15 protein-coding genes are annotated in these 23,215 nt (G+C 52.6%); 8 read left to right on the forward strand and 7 right to left on the reverse strand.

The features are described 5' to 3' along the window. Positions 1-233: 233 nt before the first annotated feature. A complete protein-coding gene (locus LIW51_RS28385; protein WP_227379371.1) occupies positions 234-2,942 on the reverse strand; it encodes a family 78 glycoside hydrolase catalytic domain in 2,709 nt (902 codons plus the stop codon). A 348-nt stretch (positions 2,943-3,290) separates the two neighbouring features. On the opposite strand from LIW51_RS28385, the gene LIW51_RS28390 reads away from it, so the two are divergent. Continuing rightward, positions 3,291-4,463: an MFS transporter gene (locus LIW51_RS28390; RefSeq protein ID WP_255767624.1), complete on the forward strand. Its 1,173-nt coding sequence runs from the start codon at positions 3,291-3,293 to the stop codon at positions 4,461-4,463. A 211-nt stretch (positions 4,464-4,674) separates the two neighbouring features. Here the strand turns inward: LIW51_RS28390 and LIW51_RS28395 are convergent, their stop codons facing one another. Beyond that, a complete protein-coding gene (locus LIW51_RS28395; RefSeq protein ID WP_227379373.1) occupies positions 4,675-5,367 on the reverse strand; it encodes a hydroxypyruvate isomerase family protein in 693 nt (230 codons plus the stop codon). 549 nt (positions 5,368-5,916) lie between these two features. Beyond that, positions 5,917-7,008, reverse strand: coding sequence for a Gfo/Idh/MocA family protein (locus LIW51_RS28400; protein WP_227379374.1), 1,092 nt, complete (start codon positions 7,006-7,008; stop codon positions 5,917-5,919). A 447-nt stretch (positions 7,009-7,455) separates the two neighbouring features. Here LIW51_RS28400 and LIW51_RS28405 point away from each other — a divergent pair, with 447 nt between their 5' ends. The 3 genes from LIW51_RS28405 (at position 7,456) to LIW51_RS28415 (ending at position 11,389) form a co-directional block, all read left to right on the forward strand. Further along, positions 7,456-8,523 (forward strand): mannonate dehydratase, encoded by a 1,068-nt coding sequence (locus LIW51_RS28405; RefSeq protein WP_227379375.1) that lies wholly within the window; start codon positions 7,456-7,458, stop codon positions 8,521-8,523. Positions 8,524-9,575: 1,052 nt separating this feature from the next. After that, a complete protein-coding gene (locus LIW51_RS28410) occupies positions 9,576-10,577 on the forward strand; it encodes a Gfo/Idh/MocA family protein (protein ID WP_227379376.1) in 1,002 nt (333 codons plus the stop codon). A 65-nt stretch (positions 10,578-10,642) separates the two neighbouring features. Next, complete coding sequence (locus LIW51_RS28415) at positions 10,643-11,389, forward strand: sugar phosphate isomerase/epimerase family protein (protein WP_227379377.1); 747 nt, start codon at positions 10,643-10,645, stop codon at positions 11,387-11,389. Between the two features lie 298 nt (positions 11,390-11,687). On the opposite strand, the gene LIW51_RS28420 is transcribed toward LIW51_RS28415, so the two are convergent. The 3 genes from LIW51_RS28420 to LIW51_RS39535 form a co-directional block, all read right to left on the reverse strand. After that, positions 11,688-12,740, reverse strand: coding sequence for a Gfo/Idh/MocA family protein (locus LIW51_RS28420; protein WP_227379378.1), 1,053 nt, complete (start codon positions 12,738-12,740; stop codon positions 11,688-11,690). Between the two features lie 287 nt (positions 12,741-13,027). Then, positions 13,028-13,792 carry an IclR family transcriptional regulator gene (locus LIW51_RS28425; protein WP_227379379.1) on the reverse strand — a complete coding sequence of 255 codons (765 nt, stop codon included), beginning with the start codon at positions 13,790-13,792 and terminating at the stop codon, positions 13,028-13,030. A 1,027-nt stretch (positions 13,793-14,819) separates the two neighbouring features. After that, positions 14,820-14,993 (reverse strand): hypothetical protein, encoded by a 174-nt coding sequence (locus LIW51_RS39535; RefSeq protein WP_368411878.1) that lies wholly within the window; start codon positions 14,991-14,993, stop codon positions 14,820-14,822. A 979-nt stretch (positions 14,994-15,972) separates the two neighbouring features. Between LIW51_RS39535 and LIW51_RS28430 the strand changes: the two genes are divergently transcribed. Both LIW51_RS28430 and LIW51_RS28435 read left to right on the forward strand, forming a co-directional pair. After that, positions 15,973-16,869, forward strand: coding sequence for an ABC transporter permease (locus tag LIW51_RS28430; protein WP_368411879.1), 897 nt, complete (start codon positions 15,973-15,975; stop codon positions 16,867-16,869). Beyond that, complete coding sequence (locus tag LIW51_RS28435; protein ID WP_227379381.1) at positions 16,869-17,846, forward strand: ABC transporter permease; 978 nt, start codon at positions 16,869-16,871, stop codon at positions 17,844-17,846. The genes LIW51_RS28430 and LIW51_RS28435 overlap by 1 nt, the downstream gene beginning before the upstream one ends. A 35-nt stretch (positions 17,847-17,881) precedes the next feature. Here LIW51_RS28435 and LIW51_RS28440 read toward each other — a convergent pair whose 3' ends face one another. Then, positions 17,882-19,171, reverse strand: coding sequence for a HEAT repeat domain-containing protein (locus LIW51_RS28440; protein WP_227379382.1), 1,290 nt, complete (start codon positions 19,169-19,171; stop codon positions 17,882-17,884). A gap of 685 nt (positions 19,172-19,856) precedes the next feature. On the opposite strand from LIW51_RS28440, the gene LIW51_RS28445 reads away from it, so the two are divergent. Continuing rightward, positions 19,857-21,500, forward strand: coding sequence for an ABC transporter substrate-binding protein (locus tag LIW51_RS28445; RefSeq protein WP_255767627.1), 1,644 nt, complete (start codon positions 19,857-19,859; stop codon positions 21,498-21,500). Positions 21,501-21,683: 183 nt separating this feature from the next. After that, positions 21,684-23,141: a family 4 glycosyl hydrolase gene (locus tag LIW51_RS28450; protein WP_227379383.1), complete on the forward strand. Its 1,458-nt coding sequence runs from the start codon at positions 21,684-21,686 to the stop codon at positions 23,139-23,141. The last annotated feature ends 74 nt before the right edge of the window (positions 23,142-23,215 follow it).

Raw genomic sequence — 23,215 nt, forward strand, 5'->3', positions numbered from 1 at the left:
CCCTCTAGTCTTAACCCCATCGACGCTAATTTGGTTTAGTAATACATAATTTATGATTCTTAAAATGGTCATATTTGACAGTTGCAGATCTTCATATGGGTTTCCCACTGGAAGTAGTGGTGTCTCGAGATCTTCTTCATACGTCTCTAGCCGGGAGTAGCGACCATCCTATAACGGTTACTTAGATGAACGAAATAATGTATGAATCGCCGGGGTGGGCTTAGAGCCAGTTGTCACTTGACCGTGAACCGGAACGTCCCAGCTTCGACATCGAATTCGACTCGGTCGGAGGACTCACGAATCTCCTGTACGCCGGGGGGGCTCGTTCTGCTTTCCTCGCTGGGCTTTAGGACGATCTCGTCGTCGACGATAATGGTGGCGTCGGCCGGGTTGGGCAGCAAGACGGTCGCGGTCGCGTTCCACGGCACCGTCGCGGTAAGCTCGAATACTTCGCCATCTCGTTCCCAAGTACTTTCCAGTGCACCGTACTCGGTCGGCACTCGACCGGTGGCCGATTCGAGGCCGTTGGCGGGCGGTCTGATTCGGAAGTGGCGATCGTCGTCGAATCGTATGCCGAGGAGCGTCCGCTGGACGTATATGAACACAGTCGCACCCATAGCGTGAGATTCGCTCCGGTTTTGGCGCTCCTGGTCGGGGAGGGATCTGTTGCGGCAGTGCCATGTCTCCCATGTAAATGTCCCGCCCTGCTCTAGAACGTTCGCCCATCCGTCGTTAGTCGGATTTGTAATGAGGTCGACCATCGCCGCCGGTCGGTCGGTCACTTCAAGTGCTTCGAGCAGCCACGAGACCATCATCGGTCCCATCTGCATGCCCGCCTCAACGACGTGGTCCGCCACCGTCTCGACGGACGACTCTGGGACGAGACCGAACGCCAGCGCGAACGCGTTGGCATGTTGAGAGACGTGTTCACTTGATTCGTCGGCGTCACAGCCGTCGACGAAAAGATCGCCATCACAGAGGCGGTCGACGATGGCCGTCTCTAAGTCCTGCCGTCGGTCTCGGAAGTAGGCTAGTTCAACCTCCGGACGATTGAGTTTCGCACCGATGTTTTCGGCCCGCTTCAACGCGTTCGTGCAGAGTATGTTAACTGTCGTGCGCGCGGCCCAGTCGCGGTCGTACCCGTAGCGCATCTCTCGGGGCCAGTCGACGATACCCTCCTCGTACGGGCCGCCGTCGCCGCCGCTAAGATTCGTCACGAGACCCGTCTCGGTGTCAATGTGGCGAACGACGTAGTCAGCGACGGCGCGGACGACTGGGTAGGCCGTTTCGAGGACGCGTCGGTCGTCGGAGACGAGGTAGTACCGCCAAACCCACTCTGGGAACGACACAGTGAAGTCAGGGATGTCGCGCTTGCCGTCGCCGTTCGGGTAGACGGCGTTCAGTCGACCTTCTTCGGCCCAGTACCGGTAGTGCGACTGGATAAACTCGTCGACGGCTTGCCTGCTCAACCGCCGCTCGCCGAAGGCTCGGGTTGTCACCTGCGAGATGTTGAACGCGTCCATCAGGAATTGCCCCTTCTCTCGCGTCGGCGTGTCGATGAACTGCTCTTGACTGCCGTACAGCGCAGAGTGACGGGCCAGCTCGACGACCTCGTCGACGGTCCTGTTCGACGACTCGAACATGCCCGCTGTTGGATCCGGAACCTCGTTATGGCAGGTGATCATCGATACATGGTCGAGCGAGAGCACCTCGCCAGGGTCATCAACCTGGAGGTAGCGGAAGCCGAGATAATTGAATGGGCGAAAGGTCTGCTCACCGTCGCGCTGGACGTACGCGTATCGCATGTTGGTCCACTGGGTTCCCTCGGTCTCGGAGACCATCCCGTCGTCGTTGCGATGGTATCCGGCGCACATCTCCACCCGCCGTCCCGCAACGCCTGACTCGAAGCGGACGACCGGCACGCCTGCGTAGACGCGCCCGAAGTCGAACACAAGCGATCCTGAGTCGGGTTGTTCGACTGACTCGGGTTCGACAATCCTGCGCTCAATTTCTCGGTTCTGTGCCATCAGCCGTTTCCACGGCTTGGTCGGATGTGAGCCGACAACTTCCACGTCATCCCACTCGGTGTCGTCGAACCCCGGTTCATCCCAGCCAAAGGGAATCCGACGTCCGTCAATGACTTCGACTGGTTCGGCTATCTCGCTGTTCCGAAGCGGGGTGGCGATCCACGGACCCGTGTCTGTCCGCCACGACCCGTCTGTCACCACAGTGCGTTCGCTGCCGTCTGTGAATTCGACAACGAGGCAAAGGATGAATCCAGGTTCGCTCTCTGGACGACCCTGCCCCTCGCCGTTCCAATTGTTCAACGCACCGATAACATTCTTGCCCGGGTTGAGGGCGTTAGTCACGTCGACTGTCTTGTAATACTGGTAGTCAGGGTACGAAAACGACTGTCCACGGTCGACGATGCTACCGTTGACTGTGAGCGCATACTTGTGGCTGGCTGAAACGTAGGCGCGAGCATGGTTGACCTCGTCGTCGAGCGTAATCGGCTTCCGGAAGTACGAAAACTGTCCTTGCTCGAACTCACCATTCTCGGGCCGCCGGATCCACGACGCCTCCCAGTCATCGGCTTCGAGCAGTCCCATCTCCCACGTCGCGGGGTCGCTCCAAACGCCCTTCATCTCGGATTCGTCCCAAACGCGGACCTTCCAATGATACCGTTTGCCCGACATCAGCGGTGCGCCGTCATACTGGACGGCCGGACGAGCTGTCTTCCGTTTACCGGAATCCCAGACGTCGCCCTTGTCGTCGTCGAGTTTTGTCTGAGTTGACGCGACGAGAACGCGGAATGCCGATTGGCGAGCGCCCCGTCGGTCTGTCTCGACTCGCCACCGCAGACACGGACTGGACTCGTCGATTCCGATCGGATTCGATGCGTACTCCGTTCTAAGTTCCGTCGGTTGATCCCCAGCGGTCATCCAAATTGTCTGTTGGACGATGTGAGTAATAAAAGTGTGCTATCGCTGTGCCGTCGCGTCACGGAGGGGGTTCATCCGTCGAATGTGGACCGACTATTGCAATAGCTATCTAAGGCTCTCGCGAGGGCCTGCCATGGACTCTCAGTTGACTGTCTCGGTCCGGCAATACTTTGACAGTGGTGCCAAGGCCGACACCGAAGCCAGCAAAATCCGGAGGGACACGAACTTTTTTGCGCTCGCCAGTTCTGATGATGAATGGTGCCCTCACTGGGAAATAGGAGACAACAGGCTATTATCGCGATAGCGGCGATTCTGCGCTTACTCAGCACCGTATTGCTTGGGACATCAATGGCTGTGTACATTGGCCGGGATGCTTCGCCGTTTGCGGTGAGTTTGGCGCTGACAGCATATCACCTCGGGATGCTCCTGTTCGCACCTGTGTGGGGCGCCGTCGCCGATATCACCGGCCGACGGCGTCTCGTCCTGGTCGCGACTACAGCATTCGCGAGCGTAACGATCATGCCGCTCGCGTTTTCTCACGGCGTATGGATGCAGATCGGTCTCCGTTGGTTGTACGCCGCCTTCGCGGCTGGCTTCGGGTCGATGATGCTGACAATCGTAAGCGAACGTGGTGGAGCAGATCGACGGGGGCAGTCCATCGGGTTCTACAACAGTGTGACCGCGATCGGAGGTATTGGCGGCCGACTGCTCGTCGGCGTCCTCTTAGGGTTGTTCGTTCCCTCGACCATGTATCTGCTCATCGCCGTCCTGACCGCAGCATCCGCGTTCGCGGCGGCGTTCGTCAGCGATCCAACTCCTAACCAGACGGGCGACCTAAACACCTCCGAACTTGTTGCAGAAATGCGCCGTCGGCTTCTCCCGTCAGTCGGACAGCGCGACCACCTGAGCCCTAACGGCCTAAGTTGGCTGTATCTCGGTCTCATATTACGGAATATGACCCAAAAAGGGATCGGCAGCGTACTTCCAATTTTTCTCCTCGCTGAGGTCGGTGTAACCGAATTCATCATGGGCGCACTCCTCGCCGTCAGTCCGACTCTGCGCACTTTGTTTATGTATCTGCTTGGCCGGGCAACCGATACAATTGGGCGGAAACCGCTCATCGTCGCCGGCCTCACGGGCGCCGGCGTACAGGCGCTCGTTCTGACTGTCGTTTTGATTCCTAGCGTGCTGGTCGCGCGCATCGGCCTCTTGGGGCTGGGATTTACGATCCACGCCATTACGTTCTCAGCGCTAACTACTGGCTCGGTCGCGTTCATCGGTGATGTCGCACCGCAAGACCGCGAGTCGGAGTTAATGGGTCTCCGTACGACTGCTCGTGGTGTCGGTGGTGTGCTCGGCCCGCTCGCGGTCGGGGCAGCGGCTACTATCTGGAGCTACCAGGTCGCGTTCCTAGGTGCGAGTGGCCTCGCGTTCGTCGGCGCATTCGTCGTTGCGCGCATGCTCGTTGAGAGTCAACATCAGGCAGAACAGCGCACGCTAATTGCACGCCTCAGGAACTGACACAATTGATCGGAAACTCGGTTCGTATTAGTTTTCTCCATACTTCTTTCACTCCTCGAACTCCTATTCTGTGCTTACCATCTGAAACGCGAATTGATCTTCACAGACGCTGCTCCCGGCGACAGGTATTCATATAGACTGATCCCGTCGACAGTCAAAGAGCATTTTGTCCAATCACCCGTGTTCGTGTTCCGACAGATAATCCCCGCGTTTATAGTAGCGACTTCACGTCGCGCATGATCTTGTCGGGATCACCGGTAGGGGAGAACTCGCAGCCGACGAAGCCGTCATAGCCGGTTTCAGCAATTGCGTCGAAGATATTCGAGTAGTTCAGCTCACCGGTACCTGGTTCGTGACGTCCAGGATTGTCGGCGATATGGATGTGGCTGATGACATTAAGGTGCTCGCGGAAACTCCGAATGACGTCACCACTCATGATCTGCTCGTGGTAGAAGTCGAATAGGAGACGCACGCTCGAACTGTCGACCGTCTCGATGATCTCCGCACCCTCGGCAGCGGTAGCCACTGAGTGATCAGGGTGATCAATGCACGTGTTGAGGGGTTCGAGTACGAGAGTAACGCCCGCTGACTCGGCAGCGGGTGCCACCTCACGTAGAACGTTCACGACAGAATTGCGCTCTGTCTCCTTATCTAGACCATCCTGGACCTGTCCGGCTTTAACATTGATATTTTTACAATCCACCCGCTCTGCGAGGTCGATCGAGCGTTTGATATTGTTGATTGCATCCACAGATCGATCCGGGCGATTGAGTGGCGGGCGCGAACCGGACATATAGACGAACGCCAGTCCGTGTTCTTTGCATCGCTCTCCAATCGTCACCACATCATGGTCAAAACCATACAGTTCGATGCCGTCGAACCCTGCTTCTGCGACACGATCCACATGTTCTGGCATCGGATCCTCATTGAATAGAAGATTAAGGTATGCCGTCAGTCTGAACATAATCTCTCATCGCCTGAAGAGATATAATATCTTTCGGACGCGACAGCCCAATTGAGGTGGTGAGTTCATCTCATTCATATCTTCAAGTAACAAGGTGCGCGCGGACATTGGTCTTGGCCATCCCAACTTCATCGTTGAAATAGGTAATCACGTAGTGCCGGTACTGTCTAGTTTACTTCCTCGACTGGTGTTCATTTACCAAGTGCTTGATTCGGTCGTTAAAAATTATAGTAATGTATAAACAGCGTAAGTCATTGCGGGACGATCTGCCGACTGTCCATCCACGACGAATGAAAGCAGTCGGTTACCATTTTGAAGGTGTGAGATCACTTTCTGGTGTGGTTTCGGTCATGGTAATCGAACCAACCGCTTAATTCGAATAATACTGTTTGGCCAAAGGCAACCCTGTTCATTCTTCCCAGTTAAGGGTGTGACGATCGTATCTCTCGCGCAGCAGGACTCTCTTCCTGTGAAGCTACAAGGAAGGAATCACTCTGAGATGCTGACCGGCCGACCAATATCGGCAGACTGGTAGATTGCCTCGATGATCTCAACGGCTTTGCGAGCTTCACCCCCGTCAAGCATGTACTCACCGGCTGAGGAGAGCGAATCGAGAAAGTCGGCAATGTTGTGGCGATGGAGAGTATAATCGATTGACATTGGATCGGCGGTGCCACCACCGGTTTCGGTTTCTTCCCTGAAATCCTCGCGTATCCGCTGATCATCGGGACGGTTTTTGCGGAACTGCCAAGTAGTGAGTTCATCTTCGAGCAGTTCGGCGGTGCCATCGCGTCCAGCCACCTGAATGCGTTTGAGTGATCCAGGGTATATGGAAGTGGCACCAAGAATCTGCCCAACTGCACCGTTACGATATCGGAGGACGGCGACGGCGGTGTCCTCGACCTCAAGACGGGCAGAGTCATGGGCGCGCGTGGCAGTATAAGCAAAAACCTCCTCTATGGGATTGGTCTCAGCCTCGAGATTGGAAGTAGTTGCGCCGGCGAGCCACTGAATAGCGTCGACGCCGTGGATCGATTGATTCATTAGAGCACCACCTCCGTCAAGTTCCTGCGTGCCCTGCCAGCGATCCTGCCCGTAGTATTCATCGTCGCGCCACCACGGCACGTAGGTGTTCATCACCGAAAGTTCACCAAAGCGCCCCTCTGCAGTTGCCTCGTAGAGTTGTCTCACCACCGGATTGTATCGTTGGGGAAAGATACCACCGAGACTGACGCTGTTTTCTTCGGTAGTACGGCGCATCCGGTCGATTCGCTCGGTCGTTATCTCTAGTGGCTTCTCACAAAGAACATGGATGCCCCGCTCGGCGGCAGCGACCGCCGGTTCAAGATGCGCGCCGCTCGGCGTGCAGATTGACAGCACGTCAGGTTCCTCGTCATCGAGCATCTCATCAGTATCGGCGTACCACGTACAGTCGTACTCCTGGGCAAACTCCCGGCCCTTTTGTTCAGTTTTGCATGACCCCGCGACTAGCGTCGCATTGTCGAGATCCGCTATGGACAGAGCGTGCATCTTGGCGACCGCGCCGATGCCGGAAATGGCGATTCGGTGTTCGTCTACCATTGATATTCAGTCACATGGTTCTGAATTGGAGACAAAAAACCTATCGAAGCCGTCATTGCCAGACACGCAATCTCTGAAGGCTGATGACAGATGCATTACAATAGTCTCAATTGCGGTACTGTCCAGATACCCGTCTAGGTAATATCCGAAACGAGATTCCCTCTCAGGCACTGTCTCGTCAACGGATGAGAACCTCACCGACGGACGTACGATCGTTGAGTGCCTGATTCGGCTGCTGATAGTTATACTACTAGACGAAGGCAGCAAACGAGCATTCCACTCGCTGTAGGAGAGGCTCACTTCAATTGGTTCGAGTTCTAACAACTCATAGACAACCGGTATGTAGATATTGTACAACTGAATGCCACCCTCTTTTGTTTTTCCCTCCTCTAATTTATTAGAAAAATAATACAACAGTATTTTGTCCTTGAGAATTCATGACCAACTATGGAAAACAAAGACAAGAACAGTGGCACATGCGACGGCGCGAACATTCGAGTCGGTGTTCGGACGCGAGCGCTATCGATGGCGCGTCTCAGGTATATCAAACAACTCGGTGCGACCGACCTATTCGTTGACCACGCCGACACGCAGGAAGAGCCCGACGAATTCAACGATCGAGATGGCACTGATACGCTTGTTGTCGGTCGGGATGCAATACCCACCGTTACTGAACTTAGAGCCGCCCGTGAGCGCGTCGAAGACGCGGGACTCACGCTTACGGGAATCCAGTCGCTCCCGTTCTCACTGTATGGTGACATCATGTTCGGACGTGATGGAGCTGACGAGGCGTTGGATCAAATCACGACACTCGTGAGTAACCTTGGCGCAGCGGAAATTCCTATTCTCGGCTATCAGTGGAATCCACGAGGCGTTGTCCCGATGCGAACTACGCCGACCGAACTCCGTGGGGGGGCAGTCGGCACCGCCTTCAACCTCAACGAACTCGACGACCCTCACCAACTTCCCCCTGAACTTGACCGAGAGTATACCGAGACAGAGTTCTGGGAAAACTATCGGACGTTTTTAGAAACGGTTCTTCCAGTTGCCGAAGAGGCCGGCGTCAAACTTGCTCTGCATCCAGTCGATCCACCGGTGTTGGAGTCACTTGGGGGCATCCCGCGACTGTTCCGAAACGTCGAGAATTTCGAGCGCGCGATGGAGATAGTCCCGAGTGATAATCATGGGTTGAAACTTTGTCTGGGTTGTTTCTCGCAGATGGGCGAAGATGTATATCAAGTGCTCCACCGCTTCGGTAGACGTGATAAAATTGTCTTTGTTCACTTCCGCGACGTAGAAGGTGAGGTTCCCAGATTCAATGAGACGTTCGTGGACGAGGGCAATTTTAGCACTATTAAAGCTCTCAGGGTGATGCATGACATTGGATTTAATGGTGTCATCATCCCTGATCATGTCCCGAAAATGGTTGGCGATGACGACTGGCGACACCGTGCCCGCGGATTCACCGTCGGTTATCTCCGAGGCGTCGTTGAAACGGTCCAATCAGAACACTGAATCAAGGAATTGAGTTTCGTCTAGTCAGCGCACTTGGCGCGTTCGTCATACTGTTTGCCAGTATACGGAGAGTGAGACGAATCTGAGTCTCCGTTATGGTCTGAGAATTGTCCGAACGATATCTATAACTTACTGTCCGTAGGTGTGATTTCAAGTTCCAACAGCAATTTCGGGTCAGTTCACTATGGCTCCGCCGAAATGGGTCGCGATTGACGGCATCTGAGAGTACACGAACGTTGGCTGTAGGTTGTCTAGCTTCGTTCGGGTGAATATTGAATGTAATCGATTAGCACGGAGTTGAGATGCCTACAACTTTCCGAATCGGTAGGTTGTTAAGGTTGGCATTATAACTAAAGCTACAATGGTGCACGGTAGTGGAGGTTGGCAGGGTCGATTCTGGGACACATTGTGTGATTTCTATAGTGTCCTGTGGGGTGCCCTTGCACTAACGTTTACGCTATTTATTTTGTCGCTGCTTTTGTTTCCATTTGTGAAACCCGGATCGGGAAGCCACGCTATCTTGATCGCGGACATAGCGGTTTTGGGCGTTACTCTGACAGGCTTGTCGATAATTTTGTACGGCTGTTACCGCCGAATCGATCTTTAAAACGTAAGTCAATTAAATTTGAAAGAATATATTATTATAACAAATACGTTTAACACATTACTAATTTCTACATCAGTAATAATAAATATATTAAAGATGCTTACTGAACACTCTATCCTCGATACTATTGATCTGTAGGGTATTCTCGCAATCCAATTGCGATCGTTAATAGAATTCTCAATATCTTGAAACTCGTTCGGTAGGTGATTCCGTATAATTAGAGTAGCGATGCTATTGTTTGGATAGAATAGGCACCCTATAACAGCGGTGTCCTGCCAGCGATCAGTGTACCATCAATTATTTTACCATCTCTAAGGTTGGAAATCAGATTATAGAAGCCTTTATTGCGTGGTATGATCCACTTCATGGATATATGAGTTATACCATAGCTATCATCGGGACTGGACCGGAACCACACAATCAAGTGTGGGGGGAGAGTGCGGCAATGGCGTACCGACATGGCTGGGGATACCAGCAACTTGAACAGTGTAATCTTGTTGCTTGTGCGGATCTCATCTACGAGAATGCCGAAGCGTTTGCCGACGAGTTTGACATCAACCGCGACAACATCTACGAGGATTACGAACAGATGTTGTACGATATCGAACCTGATATCGTGAGTATCGCGACGCCGGTGCCTACACACGCCGATATCGTCGTTGATATAGCGAAGTCAGAGATTCCTGCTGCTATTCACTGTGAGAAGCCAATGGCGGAAACATGGGGTGATAGTCAACGTATGGCCATCGCTTGTGACGACCATAATATACAATTGACGTTCAATCATCAACGACGATTCGATCCACGGTGGCGTGAGGCAAAGAAGTTGCTCGACAACAACGAAATTGGTGCACTTCAACGCCTTGAAGTCGGGGGGAAGAACTTGTTCGATTTTGGAACGCACCTAATAGACCTATGTAACCTCTATAATGACGAACAATCCGCGGAATGGGTTCTTGCAGCGGTCGAATACCGGGAGGAAAATATTCGCTACGGAAGTCACAACGAAAATCAGTCAATCGCAGTATGGGAGTACAGTAACGGTGTTCAAGGGTTTGCATCAACTGGGCAGGTTGGTCAAACAGTGGTCGGTTGTCAGAATCGTCTCATCGGAGACGAGGGGATTATCGAAGTCAACCCTTCTGCCGACGATAGCCTCCGAATTAATCGGTTCGACGGATATGGTTGGGAGGCAGTCGCACTCGACGAGCCAGAGATGACTCCCATTGATCTCGGCATTGAACACATCGTAAAGTGCCTCGACATGAACGAGGAACCCGAGCTGGGAGCAGCGAATGCACTCTCAACAATGGAGATTATTTTCGGAGCATACGAATCCGTTCGAGCGCGCGGTAGAGTCGAGTTACCGCTTGACATCAAGGATAATCCGTTGGATGCGATGGTCAATGCAGGCGAACTCCAACCCCGCCCCAAAGACGGAAAGTAGCAATGGAACCCGAATCTGGATCGACAATCGCAAGAACGATATTTCATCGTGCTATATGCTGATTTATGGCACGAACAGCCATCAATGTCTATAGTGTTCGCGAACTCGAAGAATCCGTCCCCAAGGTACTCAATCGGGTGGCTGAGGCAGGTTATGACGGTGTCCAGTTTTCTGGACGTCACACGCCGCTTGAGGGCGACCCAGAGAAGATCGCCGCGGTGCTCAAAGAGACTGGTCTTGACGTGACGCCAGCTCACGTCAATATGAACGATCTGCAAGATCATCGTAAGAAAATGCTCTCAACGTACGAGATGGTCGGCGTAGAGGACGTGGCCGTCCCATACTTGCCTGCAACTAACTTTGAGTCAGTGGCGGCTGTTGAAGAAACGGCGACATACCTGGCAGATCTATCGGACGAACTCAACAAGACTGGTTGGGGACTCCACTATCACAACCATGAACATGAGTTCGTCGATCTCGGAAACGGATTAACTGGCTTCGAAGCACTTATTGATAAAACAAATATCGGTATTGAACTAGACGTCGGATGGGCACTCTACGCTGGTCACGATCCGATTGAACTCATTGAGGAGTACGGTGACCGGATGGAACTTATCCACATGAAAGACGTTGATACCAGTGCTCCGCGCGACAAGTGCTTCCGCGAGATCGGAAAGGGAGACGTGGACATGCGTGGATGCGCCAAGGCCGCGCGAGAAGCGGGTGCCGAGTGGCTCATCTACGAACATGACGATCCCAATGACCCCCTGGCGTCGATTACGAACGGAGTGAAGTACCTGAACACGCTATGAGAAATTTAGCGAATCAACGATGTTTGTGTCGGCAATCAAAAAGTCACATACAAGTATGGATTGCCTTATGATCCGTCCCAATCTACGATGGATTACGGTCATTTAAGAGTTAAAATCTCACCCTTGGGTGTAGTGACACGGTCGACAGAGTACTCAGCCACCGCCGCCAATGGCAGACAACAATATCTCATGTCTACATAAGGTTGGAAAGTGAACTTCAGGCGTAGTGATGATGGTTATAATGAAATTGCTGGCGTCCATACTTGGATGGTAATCCATCACACGGCGAATCGGGCGTTTATTGCTTGAATTCAGAGTGGTTGACCGTCGCGTCGAGTTCGTCGATTCGAGTCTCGCGATGGATCTCGTAGAGTTCGTTGATCCGGACCTCCCGATTGAGGTTCGCGGATGCATAGGCCGCGAGAATCACCTCGATGGCCTTCCGAGCTTCCCGAGCAGGAATCATCGGTTCGCTCCCCTCTCTGAGTGAGTCAACGAAGTCCTGGACGATTCGGGTATGGCCGACGCCCCATTCACGCTCCTCGGGTTCAAAGTCGATTTCGCCCTCGTGTAGGTCGAACTCGCCGGAATTGTATGATCCAGCTGTACCGTTGAGTTCAAGACTATCCTTGCCACCACGAACGGACGTGGTCGCCTCAATCGCCCCATATGCGCCATTTTCGAACTGAAGTGCGACTGTGGCGACGTCCTCCATGTCCATCTCGTGGACTGTCGTGTCCATCATCGCGTAGACGCTCTCGACGTCGCCCATCAACCACTGGAGGAGGTCAATTAGGTGAATCGCCTGATTCATCAAGCATCCGCCGTCCATCTTGCGGGTGCCACGCCAATTGCCAGAGTCATAGTAGCCTTGGGTCCGGTGCCACTTCACCATAGCATCTCCGAGGACCATTTGTCCAAGTTTACCGTTCTCGACAGCCTTTTTGGCCCGCTGGTGTTCTGAGTACGTCCTCCTCTGGTAGACGCCCGCAAGTGTAACCCCAACCTCCTCGGCGGTCTCGATCATCGAGTTGATTCTGTCAAGATACACATCGAGGGGCTTCTCACAAAGGATATTTGCCCCGGCTTTGGCGGCGCTGACTGCAATGTCAGAATGGGTTCCGCTCGGTGTACAAATACTTACAGCGTCGAGATTAGCATCCTCGATCATCTCGACATGGTCGGTGTACCACTCACAATCGTAATTATCGGCGAATTCCCGTGCGTTCGCCTCGATGGTATCAGCGGCAGCCACTAAATCGACACCTTCGGCATCTTGTACTGCTTTGCCATGTGTAGTCCCAATACCGACACACCCAATAATGCCGTACCGAATACTCGTGTCGAACATGGAAAATCCAATCAGGTGTCGGCAAAATATAGCTGTTGGTATCGGCAGTTTATGAGTCTATATAGATATATGAACAGGTCTGAGGAAATAAATAAGCGAATTAAAATAGATCCATAATCGATCAGTTGTGTCCAAAATGAGGCAGAATTACAATCACACCTGTGTTTATACAGAGGAACTACTCAATGAATGATTATTAATAGTCAAAATTACATTTTAACCCTGAAAAACAACACGCAGACCTCTAGATTCTTTTCTAAATTCTAGATAATAAATTTATATACTTGTTACGAGAATTTTGAATTCACCTCTATCACGTTCACGGACTGGGCGATCATCTCCACCAGTTCAGATTCGATACGATCCTGCTTCATCCGTCGGGAGGGACCAGAGGTACTGAGCGCACCCAGCACTTCGTTGTCGGCGCCCATCACAGGCATCGCAACGCATCGCACCCCCTTGATGTTCTCCCCGTCATCAATTGCATACCCTTTCCGGCGCGTCTCTTCGATTTGATTTTCCAACCCTTTCCGGTCGGTGATTGTTGTCTGAGTTTGTGCCGGCATGCCGTGGGTGTCGATAATCTTATCAATTCTTTCGTCAGACATCTCGGCGAGCATTGCCTTTCCGAGTGCAGTTGAGTGAAGGTGAGTCCGTTTTCCTACCCGTGAGGCAGTTTCGACAGCATTCTCTCCTTGTGATTTTGTGATATACACGACGCGGCCGTGCTCTTCGGTCCCAAAGTGGACGACCTCGCCCGTCATTTGGGCGAGTACGTCAACCTCCTCTTTAATCACTTCGTATCGGCCAACCTGATTTTTCGCGTATTCGCCTAAATCAAGGTAGCGCAGGCTGAGTCTGTATGTCGTTCCCTCCTTTACTACATACTCGCATTCTTCAAGCGTTGCAAGATGGGCGTGGACCGCACTCTTCGCTATGTTGAGTTCCTTTGCCAGCTCGGTGACGCCTGCCCCGTTTAAACGTTGTAGTGTATCAAGTACATTGCATGCAGTTCGAACCGCGTTTACCGTACGTGCGCTATTACTTCCCATGTGAAGACAACTCATCCCATGCCACATAAGTTTTGTTCTCATCTCACGAATATTTTTCGGATGGCTACTGTTTCTTTGTTTAGCACGCGAGTAAGTATAAACCCGTTCGTTGCTGCCTATGAGCCCAATTAGTAGTTAGATTAATCCTGCTCTCCGTTCTCGAATGGCGAACGGATTATTTCTTCCCAAATTCGATTTAAAGATCTGATATAATCGAACAGGGCGTTACATGACTATACTTGTAAGGGTGAGCAGGTTGCTTCACGAGGTGCAATAACATTTCGATTTGACTGTAACTCCTCCCTTGAGGCAAACGACTCCGCACAATGCGACCTGAATGGGGCGTTTTGCAATGTTTGTTATGACGACCTGTGAGAAGTGGTAAGAACTGTAAAAGCTCGGTAGCTTGATGGCATACGGCAAGTAATGGAAAATAATACTATTCTCGCGAAGTCCCTTCTGAACCTTAGAGATTACCTCACTTTCGATATAGGTGCTACAATCCCACTATGTAATATTCTGTGGGTGAATGGTTGTTCTTACCACGAGAACAAAGCTATGGTTGTTCTGACGGGTGGAATCTGGATAATGACGCGGCCCAGCGTTGTTGTTTCACCGTAGTGTTGCCGAATTGGCTAGGAGCTTTGTTCGCTAGAGAAGAACAAATTCCTATAGCATCGTCTACAGAGACGATGCTAATTTCGCCAACGATATAATTTCACTCATAACCACCCATGACCAAACACTGAGAGCGATTGATATGGATTTTCAAGGCAGTTTGTCTCATTATCAGAGTGGTCAACGTTGGGTGCTTCGTCTGCCTCTTCCAGATGATCAATGTTCAATGTGCTTATAATGGTACATCCACATAATCCTTGTAGAGGTTCTACATAAAGGATATCTGAGCTATTGTCACTCCGTGGTCCTCGGCAAGTTCCTCCAAGTGCTCATTGATTTCCTCGCCGCCCTCTAGTATGGGACACCGTAGTCTTCTTCGTTTCCGCCGCAAATTGTACTCGTTCAATTCTCATAGGGTTGTCAAGAAGGCTGCGCCGAACGGTGACAAAGGGTTGATACCAATTTTCTCTTTCTGACAATAAGGCAGTATCTCGCGTTCTTGCTTGTAGTTGCTTAGATTGTAGCAGTTCTGCGTAGTGGCGAAGCACTCGAAACCAAGATTTCGTATTAAATCCCCCCGCAAATTGGTGAGCCCTATAGAATGGGATCCATTGCGCGCACATTCTCCAAAACTTCATCAAGAGTTTTCCAAAAGACGTGAATCAATGGTGCTAGCATGTGAGGCCCGGAAGACTCGATATGATCTCTCTCATTATCTCCACCGACTTCAGATGAGAAGTCAGACTGGACGAACTGTCTAAAGTACGTGACCATACATAAGGCGGCAGACACATATTGACGAAAAGATCGGCGGAGACCGCTCAACAGGAGTCTCAGTTAGCTTTTTAATCTCCCCAACGGTAATGCGCTCATGGATGTTCTCAATACCGCGAAACGACTGTTGGCTCCTTCGAAAACGGAGGAGATTGACGAGGACTATCGCTGCATTAGATGCAGCGAAGGCTTCGATCGTGACTTCCATACATGTCCAGAGTGCGGTGGCCAGTTTGTCGTGCCTATCGACGGTGCGGACACTATGCGATAAGTAATTACATTGGTTGCGCCAGCTAGAGCAGTACCCGGCTACTGTCTCAACATCTGCCACCTCGAACTCGGAACGTCGGCGATAGTTTCGGATAACGTCTTCAACATTATCGAGTGATGCGGTTTTACAGAGTGAATTGTTAACCAATAATAACAGAAATATATGATAGAGAGGTTCGATACGATCAGGAGAGACACGTTACACCTGGATAGTACGTATAATCCTATTCAACCCTGTCGATCTCGACATGATCAACGAGGCAATCAATTGATTTCATCTCTCCATTTTGCTTCGCTGCTCTCTCACCATCGAAACGTATATAGTTAAAATTTTAAATATGTAGTTATAACAACCGATTGATTTATATGTTGTTATTCGCAAGTCAATATCACACATGAGATGGATAGTAAGAAGAGTGGGTCAAGCAATTATTACGTTCGTATCCGTTATAACGATATCGTTTGGAATTGTTCGATTCTTACCAGGTGGGCCACTTGATTACGTCCGCGCAAAGATTATGGCCCGCTCCGGAGGCGGACAAGGCGTCTCGTCGGGAGCGATGGATCGGGTGAATACACTCGTTGAGGTGTACACGAACATTCGACCCGATCAACCGATCTACGTTCAGTACATCGATTATATTCTCAACGTCCTTCAGGGCGATCTCGGAAAATCACTCCTTTTTAGCCGGAACGTAACAACGATACTGGCAGATGCACTACCATGGACGATATTCCTCATGTCCATTTCGCTCTTCTTGACGTTTATAATCGGAATCACACTCGGCGCCCTCCTCGCGTATAATGAGGGAAGTCGATTCGACATGGCCACCAGTTCGATCATCGTCTGGCTCAACGGTATCCCCTATTACGTAGCCGCGTTGATCATGCTATTTGTTTTGGGATATGACATGGGGTTGTTCCCAATTGGCGGACGTGTCGGTAGTTCCGTCTCACCGGGGAGTCCAAGGTTTTTCATGAGTGCGCTGTATCACGCTGCACTCCCGATAATTTCGGTTGTCATCACTGAATTTGGCGGGTGGGCACTGGCAATGCGCGGTAATAGTATACAGACTCTCGGCGAAGACTACCTCCGTGTCGCCAGATTACGGGGAGTTCCGTCGAACCGTATCGCAATACGCTACGTCGGTCGAAATTCCATTCTACCCATGTATACGAATCTGATGATCGCCATCGGCTTTCTCTTCGGAGGCTCCGTCATCCTCGAACAGGTGTTCGCGTACCCCGGCGTCGGTTTCTTCATGATTCGCGCGATCAATGCTCGCGACTATCCGCTCGTGATGGGCTGTTTCCTCATAATCACACTGACCGTCGTGATCGGGGTAATGATCGCTGATATGACATATGGGTTGATTGATCCACGGATCCGCACCAACTCAGGGGGTGAGGCCTAATGTCGTCTACCGAGGAGGCATCTGACTCCGTCTTCGATATAACCTCAGAGACCGAACTCTCGCAGTCCGAGCGGTGGCAGCAAATGTTCGACGTCTGGGTGTTGGCCCCGCTTCGGATCATGTGGACCGACCGCCGGACAAAAATCGGATTCCTCATCACGGCGACCTATGTGTTAATGGGTACCGTCGGCATCTACATCGTCCCATCGCCGGAGTCCATGCAGGGTCCGATTCTCCTGCCCGCCTTCCAAAATTGGGCGCACCCACTCGGCACGGATAGGTTCGGACAAGATCTCCTGAAGGGCCTTATCCACGCAACGCCGGCTATGCTTCAGATGATTACCTCCGGTGCTGTCTTCACTGTCGTAGCCGCAACATTAGTCGGCACGGTTGCGGGCTTCAAGGGGGGCTGGGTTGATCAAGTACTCATGACGTTCACCGATGTCATGCTGACGATCCCAGGACTTCCACTTATAATCGTCCTCTCCATAGCTATAGACCCCAAGAATCCCTTCGTCGTTGGGCTGCTCCTGACCGTCAACGCATGGGCTGGACTTGCACGAACACTCCGCTCGCAGGTTCTCTCCATTAGAGAAAACTCGTACGTCGAGGCGGCACGAGCGATGGGCGTCCCCACGTGGCGGATTATCCGGGGTGATATCCTGCCAAATCTGATGCCATTCATCGCAGTCAACTTCATGCAGACGGCGCGGTACGTTGTGTTCACATCCGTTGCTCTGTACTTCCTCGGACTGTTACCGTTCACTACGCAAAACTGGGGAGTGATGATGAACCTCGCCCGAACCTCTGGTGCGCTCCGCAGTGAACAAGTTATCCATTGGTTGTTATTCCCCATGATTATGATCGTTATTCTGACGTATGGGTTGATTATGCTCGCACAGGGGATGGACCGCCTCTTTAACCCACGCGTTCGTGCGCGGCACGCGAAAACGATTGCCGACGAAGAGACACACTAACTCCAACGACACTCACACCGCTTCTATTTTCGGACTCACGGACTATCCGTTGCGTTCTCGTCGATCCGATCGTTGATCTCCGCGAGCGCCTGATCTGCTGCCTCTCGAACGTCGGCATTCGAATCGTTCTCGCGGAGTGATATGAGAAGATCGCGATCGTCGGGGGTTCCCGCGGCGCTTAACACCCATGCGGCACCGCCACGAACCACTGGATTTTGGTCGGCGAACAACCCGCGAATTGTTTCGAGCACGGATTTTACCGCGTCCGGCTGGTAGTTGGAAACGACAACCAACAGACTCATCGTTGCTCCACGAATGGCCGGCCGATCTGCACGGAGCAATTCGAACACAGTCGGGAGAGAGGGACGAACCGACTCGGTGACTGCTGCTCCGTGACGATCGGCGAGGACGCTCAACGCCACCGCGATCCTGGCGTTTGTCTCCTTGTCTTTCAGTCGACCAAGTGCCATACCCAACGGATCGATAACTTCACGCCCGGCCATGTTGTGTTCGCGCGCCACTGCTACGATCGCGTCGGCTAGTTCTCCGAGGACGATTGGGTGGTCGTCGCTCTCTAGAACGGCTGCGAGTTGCGAGGTAGTTGTCATGAGCGCCTCAGGACGCTCTTGCGCCAAGACTGCGAGCGTCTGTGCGGCGCGAGCGCGTGCTTGCTCACGCTGCCATTCAACATTGTCTTGGCGTCGTTTTGTTCGCGCCCCCCGTCCCCGGAACGGTTCTTTAATCGCGTTGTTTATTTGCTCATCGTCGCTCTGCTCGGTCGACTCATCTACGATATCGACGAGATCGGTCACTAGTGCCGTCGCTTGCTCCGGTTCGGTTCGGGCAATTGCGTGAACGATCTCTAACCCTGAGAGGCGGAGGATTGGGGCGTTCGAGCCGACGAACCGCGCCACGTAGGAGGCCGCGGGTACCGCAAGGTCAGGATTGACGCCCACTAAGCGGGCAAGCAGTTGTACAGCCTGATTTCGAACGGCTGCGGACTCATCAGTTAGGAGTTCTACTGCCTCGGTTGCCACCGCTGTGATCCGCTCGGGATGTCGTCTTGCTAAGGTGGCAAACACGAGCGTGGCTTCCCCCCGCTTCAAATCGTCGTCTACCCGTAATAGCGATTTCAAATGAATGACTATTTCGTCGATCACGGATGGATCGTGCTCAGCGAGTGAGGTGAGCGTGTGTACAATGTCTAACTCTGTTCCGGTTCCAACTGCTTCTAGAATACGCTTCCGTTCCGTCTCAGAGAGGGTTTCCGGTCGATTTACCGCCCGAACACAGAGTAATTCAAGTTCGTCATCCGTTTGTGGCATTGATCCATTCAGATGTATGGGACGACAGTATAAAGTGTGGCGGTGAACCAATTTTTCCTAACTCGATAGGCAGTGGTTCCAGGTGGAGGTATCGTCTGCGATCGAAGACCTCCAACTACGAACCATAGCATTGGTTCCTACGTTCCATAAAATAAACATCTCGTTGAAATACCAGTAACCCGCTGATCAGCCTCGGTTCTGCATCCAGGCGGATGGAGAACTACTCAATATTCAAACGATAGACATATTATTCAGTACATAGGAAAGATTTATATAGCCCGTATCGGATATATACTCAGGTATGGTACAGAGTACCAATTCCGAATCATTAGTATCTAGGCGACGGTGGTTACAGAGCGTCACAGCGGGCGGCTTAGGGATGCTCGCCGGATGTAGCGGTGGGAAGGAGGACGGTAAGGGATCAGGAAACTCCTCAGGGAAAGGAAAACCGATTCTCCGGGTCACCGAAGGGACGCCACCTACAGAACAGAATTTGAATTACTTCTCCGCGGGATTCAACGAGGAGTTGTCCGAGTTAAGTTCCATTCGACTTGCTCAATACTCGGCGACATACCTCGGATGGGTTCCACTCGAGGCCAAACACGATCATCCGGACGAAGTTGGTTCCGCACCTGGAACCTTTGATAAGAAGAACGACGAGTACCGGGTCGACATCTTTGACAAGATGACCTGGTCCGACGGCAAGCAGGTGACCGCCGAGGACATGGTCGTCCAAGCCGAGCTCGAACAATTGATGCTTCCGAAGGATTCCAGGAATCCAAAGAGCGTCGTCACCGGGTGGCGCGCTGACGGACCAACGACGCTCGTCTTCGAACTGAATGGCAAGGCCGGTTACAATCAACGCGCGGTTGAGTTCGAGGCGCTGCTCACCGGCGTAGGGTACCACCTCGGTCCCAACATGCGAGTCGATAGCTGGTTCGATAAGAAACGTCAAGAGCTTAAGGACGCGACAACGAAGAGTGAGCGCGATAGTATTCGAGAGGAAGTCACCCAGCTTTCGTTCTTCCTCCCGGACGCCAAGAACTCTAACAAAATCGACAGCGTCCAGATGGCCGGCCCGTACAACCCGGTAAGTGCGAACCGGAACGTGGCGAAGTTCAAGACTGACTCCGAACATCCCATCGCCAAGCATAACAAAATAAACTGGACTGAGGCACACGTACTCTATCCAGGCCGCGAGGATCCCGACAGGATGGCAGCACTGTTCGAGAACAACGAGATCGACATGCACCATCAAGTAATTCCGCCGTCCGTGAGGATGGCCGAACACCACAAGAACGTCGTCAATTGGGAAATGGGAGGAATTGCACTGGCGTTCAACTACGGATGGTCGCCCGGTGGTGGCTCCGGCAGTGCCCCGAACGATTCGTTACATCCACTCATCAAGAACGACCACCGGGTTCGCCAGGCAATAGCGTATGTCATCGACCGGCCAGGCGTGGCGCAATCCGCCATGCAGATCGCACAGTCGCCGGTCAAGACGCCCGCCGGCTTACTCGATCCGCAAATTAAGCAGGAATTCCCGGATCTTTATAAGAACCTGCAGACGTACAAGCGAACCGATCAGAACGTCAAGAAGGCCGAGCAATTGATGAAGGCCGCCGGCGCCTCGCGCAACAGCGATGGAAAGTGGGTTGACAGCAACGGTAAAATCATAAAAATTCAACTCATGTCGATCCCCGACGCTGAGTGGACTGGTGCAAATCAGGCAATCGTGAACTTCCTAAGCCAGTTCGGTTTTCAGGCCTCCTCGGCCCTTCCGAGCAACGTGCAGGTCGGCACACGTATCGCGAGCGCAAACTTCCAAATGACCCTGTCGGAATGGGGTTACGGCCGTCCGGCGAAATACTTCGCCTATCAAGCGATCCTTGATCCATCGGCTGTCACCGAACAGGATCCGTATTACTGGGTCAAGCATGAGTTCAAGGCACCCGAGGAGATAGGTAACTGGGAGTCGCCTCTTAAGACCTACAAAACCGCCGATATAATATCGGGGATGAATAATGTTCCTCTGAGTGAGACAAAGGAGGCACTCAAGGAACTTATTTGGGTCACGAACTATGCACAGCCATGTATTCCAATACTGCGCGACGGATCCGGAATGCAGCAGAACACGAATACATTCAAGTGGCCGAAGCGACCACCGCTACACCCTAAGGCTCACTACAACGTCGTGCCGCCCCGTCCTACGAAAGGATGGGATCAATACCCGGCAGTCTACGGCTTCGAACAAGAAACCAAAAACGTCCGACGTGGCCATTGGGATGGCAAGTGGCGCGGTAAAATGCAATCGCGAAATGCCAAATAAGGTACGACTCGATCCTTGCATTGATCGTCTTTCTCTCCGTTGAGCGGATTCGCCGGGCACTGTCCTCTCGACGATTTAATCATTCAAATCGGGTTTCAGCGACGTCCACCTCTCAGTAACCAGCAATAGCTCGTCTCCTGATTTTCGAGTAAAGCTTATCATAATTTAGCCATACTATCGAGTATGAGCATCTTAGCTCAGCGCGAACTAATGGAATCCGCAATCAACGGTAACGAGATGACGATCACGTACATTGGCGGCGGCAGTCGTGAGTGGGCGCCAAAGTTTGTCCAGGACATGGCGCTTTCAAATCTCAACGGCGAGGCCCGCCTCTACGATGTCAACTACGAAAGCGCACAGGTCAATGCCCGGTTCGGAAACTGGGTCGAAAAGGAGTACGAGACGACCGGAAAGTGGTTCTATGAGGCCGTCGAAAATCTCGACGAGGCTCTGGAGGACGCCGACGCCGTCATCACCTCAACACAATTCGATCCAGCAGAGACCTTCGTCCACGACCTCGATATCTCCCAGAAGTATGGCATTCATGGCGCCGTCTCGGCGACTATCGGTCCCGGCGGCATCATGCGAGCGATGCGGACGATCCCGCTCTATCGAAAGTTTGCGGACGCAATCCGCGAGCACTGTCCAGACGCATGGATATTCAACTTCACCAATCCAGTGCATTTCGTTACCCGGGCGCTGTATGATGAGTATCCCGACATCAACGCCGTCGGCCTCTGTCACGAGGTAATGGGTACACACGCCTATCTTGCAGATCTCGCTGAGGAATACCTTGACCTGGAGGCAACCCGTGAGGATATCACGCTCAACGTGAAGGGCATCAACCACTTCACCTGGGTCGACGAGGCCCGCTGTCAGGGGGTCGATCTTTGGCCACTCCTCGTAAAACTTGCCGATAGCGAGCAGGCCAACCAGCAATTCACGCCCGAAGATCTCGACGGTGTTACGCCATTCGTCGACAACCAGCAGGTCACCTGGGAACTATTCCGGCGCTTTGATATGTTCCCCGCTGCCGGCGATCGCCATCTCGTCGAGTATGCCAATTGGTTCATTCACGGCGGGGAGGAAGCGCTCAACCGCTGGGGCATAAAACGCACCGGGAGCGATTATCGTGCAAAACATTGGACCCCCGTTGAGTCCGACCAGACGACCGACGTAACGGCCTGGCTTGAGGGTGAAGAGGAGTTCGAACTCGAACCAACTCACGAGGTGTTCGCCGACATACTTGAGGCGCTCGCGGGGGGCGGCCAGTTCACCACTAACGTCAACATGCCCAACACCGGACAGATCATCGGAATCGAGGAAGACTCGGTCGTCGAGACGAACGCACTGGTCCGCGAGAACGAGATTAGGCCAGTCTCGACCGGTAGATTTTCACGCCCGGTTAAGTCGATGATCAGCACACACATAGATACGATCGAGACAATCATCGAGGCCTCGCGTACTGGCGATGTCGACGAGGCATTCAAGGGACTACTCATCGATCCGCAGATCCGAACGCTCCGACCGGAAGACTCTCGGGACATGTTCGCCGAATTGATCGCTGCCCAGGAGTCTTACCTCGACGACTGGAAGCTCGCAGACTCCGAGGTACTCTCTGAGTCTCCGAAGTATGAGTAAGTGAGCGCGCCGTCACCCATCGATCACTTCGGATATTTTTGGAGCGATTAGTGTGAGGAAGGGGCTCTGACAAT

It is taken from the genome of Haladaptatus halobius, assembly GCF_020618475.1.
Taxonomy (GTDB): domain Archaea; phylum Halobacteriota; class Halobacteria; order Halobacteriales; family Haladaptataceae; genus Haladaptatus; species Haladaptatus halobius.

What these genes read in the sequence shown, in the direction of transcription:
- LIW51_RS28385 (WP_227379371.1), bottom strand. Translation starts at nt 2,942, where the DNA reads ATGACCGCTGGGGATCAACCGACGGAACTTAGAACGGAGTACGCATCG.
- LIW51_RS28390 (WP_255767624.1), top strand. Translation starts at nt 3,291, where the DNA reads ATGGCTGTGTACATTGGCCGGGATGCTTCGCCGTTTGCGGTGAGTTTG.
- LIW51_RS28400 (WP_227379374.1), bottom strand. Translation starts at nt 7,008, where the DNA reads ATGGTAGACGAACACCGAATCGCCATTTCCGGCATCGGCGCGGTCGCC.
- LIW51_RS28405 (WP_227379375.1), top strand. Translation starts at nt 7,456, where the DNA reads ATGGAAAACAAAGACAAGAACAGTGGCACATGCGACGGCGCGAACATT.
- LIW51_RS28410 (WP_227379376.1), top strand. Translation starts at nt 9,576, where the DNA reads ATGGCGTACCGACATGGCTGGGGATACCAGCAACTTGAACAGTGTAAT.
- LIW51_RS28415 (WP_227379377.1), top strand. Translation starts at nt 10,643, where the DNA reads ATGGCACGAACAGCCATCAATGTCTATAGTGTTCGCGAACTCGAAGAA.
- LIW51_RS28420 (WP_227379378.1), bottom strand. Translation starts at nt 12,740, where the DNA reads ATGTTCGACACGAGTATTCGGTACGGCATTATTGGGTGTGTCGGTATT.
- LIW51_RS28425 (WP_227379379.1), bottom strand. Translation starts at nt 13,792, where the DNA reads ATGGGAAGTAATAGCGCACGTACGGTAAACGCGGTTCGAACTGCATGC.
- LIW51_RS28430 (WP_368411879.1), top strand. Translation starts at nt 15,973, where the DNA reads ATGGCCCGCTCCGGAGGCGGACAAGGCGTCTCGTCGGGAGCGATGGAT.
- LIW51_RS28435 (WP_227379381.1), top strand. Translation starts at nt 16,869, where the DNA reads ATGTCGTCTACCGAGGAGGCATCTGACTCCGTCTTCGATATAACCTCA.
- LIW51_RS28440 (WP_227379382.1), bottom strand. Translation starts at nt 19,171, where the DNA reads ATGCCACAAACGGATGACGAACTTGAATTACTCTGTGTTCGGGCGGTA.
- LIW51_RS28445 (WP_255767627.1), top strand. Translation starts at nt 19,857, where the DNA reads ATGACCTGGTCCGACGGCAAGCAGGTGACCGCCGAGGACATGGTCGTC.
- LIW51_RS28450 (WP_227379383.1), top strand. Translation starts at nt 21,684, where the DNA reads ATGAGCATCTTAGCTCAGCGCGAACTAATGGAATCCGCAATCAACGGT.